Raw genomic sequence first — 1,090 nt, forward strand, 5'->3', positions numbered from 1 at the left:
TAATTTAGCGGTAGCTTCTTCTTTAGTTAAATGCCGAGTTAACTGTACAAAACAGACTTTGTCAGAAGTATGTTCATCAAAAGGTGTATAACAATTACCTGTCGCGCAATGTACTTTACCTTGTTTCTCTCCTTCACGAATACAATCTTCAGTTAACTTTCCACCATATTTATCTGAAGCATACCCTATATGAGCAGGCCCTATTGTATATGGGTGTGGTTTAAAATTAACACTGCTAATACTTAATACCCGAAACTCTGGAGCTAATTTTTCTCCAAGTTGTCTAAGAAGTTCTTCTTTTTCCATGATAATTAAAAGTTGTTTAAATTTGTACAAATAGATACTACGATGGCAACAACACTGCAGCGTTCCAGCTATACTCCGCAAAATGTCTACGAAGACATCCATAAACTGTTTCTCACGATAAAACTCTCTCATTACAAGACTAAATCTTTCGCTGCGCATGAAGCGTTTGGAAGAATCTATGACCAGGTGAATGAGTTAATCGATGAGATTACTGAAAAACTGATAGGCTATTCAGATGTAGATCCAGGAGATTTACAAATTGGAACAGTGTCTCCTAAGTTGCCAAAGGATTTAGGGCAGTTTATTATCGCGCTTGCGATTAAAATAGAGCTATTTGCCGCTGGAGAGAAATCTCTTTCATCTCAGCGTGTCAACCTACGCCCTTGAGCGCCGGGGCAAGCCTTCTCAGTTGACGTTCGTCCTCTTATTGATCACGCGGGTAAAGTGACAGCCTCGGAGGATATAGCAGAGAATGACACAGATTGTTTACTGCTCTGACTCTGCAAATTTATTACAAAAATCTTCTACTGATGTGTGGTAAATTTGAAGCGTCTCTCTTTTTTACCCCTTGCTAAATAACGAGAAATCCTCATATCCGCATATTTGATAAAAAGATCGTCGCTTTTTATATATTGAAAGCCTAAGTACCCATGTTTACCTACTAAGTTATATTTCCTCATACTGTTTCTTCCTTTTTAACTGTGATACCAAGTTTTTTTCTGCATTGTGGCCCTATGCCGTATTCGATACTGACCGCATCAGTGAGTTTCTTACCACAGTAACC

General features: G+C 38.5%; 3 protein-coding genes. 1 reads left to right on the forward strand and 2 read right to left on the reverse strand.

The features are described 5' to 3' along the window. Window positions 1-306, reverse strand: a 306-nt coding sequence (locus EO766_RS18210; RefSeq protein WP_287101805.1) for a hypothetical protein, incomplete at its 3' end; no start/stop codon positions are given. A gap of 42 nt (window positions 307-348) precedes the next feature. Here EO766_RS18210 and EO766_RS18215 point away from each other — a divergent pair. Further along, window positions 349-693, forward strand: a complete 345-nt coding sequence (locus EO766_RS18215) for a hypothetical protein (RefSeq protein ID WP_287101806.1) — start codon at window positions 349-351, stop codon at window positions 691-693. A gap of 289 nt (window positions 694-982) precedes the next feature. Here the strand turns inward: EO766_RS18215 and EO766_RS18520 are convergent. Then, window positions 983-1,090, reverse strand: a 108-nt coding sequence (locus EO766_RS18520) for a DUF6011 domain-containing protein (protein ID WP_353744852.1), incomplete at its 5' end; no start/stop codon positions are given.

Origin of the sequence: Hydrotalea sp. AMD, assembly GCF_004100315.1 — a bacterium.
In the GTDB taxonomy this organism is placed as follows: Bacteria; Bacteroidota; Bacteroidia; order Chitinophagales; family Chitinophagaceae; genus Hydrotalea; species Hydrotalea flava.

Bases quoted from the DNA above. Each gene is read 5' to 3' on its own strand.
- EO766_RS18215 (WP_287101806.1), top strand. From the start codon at position 349: ATGGCAACAACACTGCAGCGTTCCAGCTATACTCCGCAAAATGTCTAC.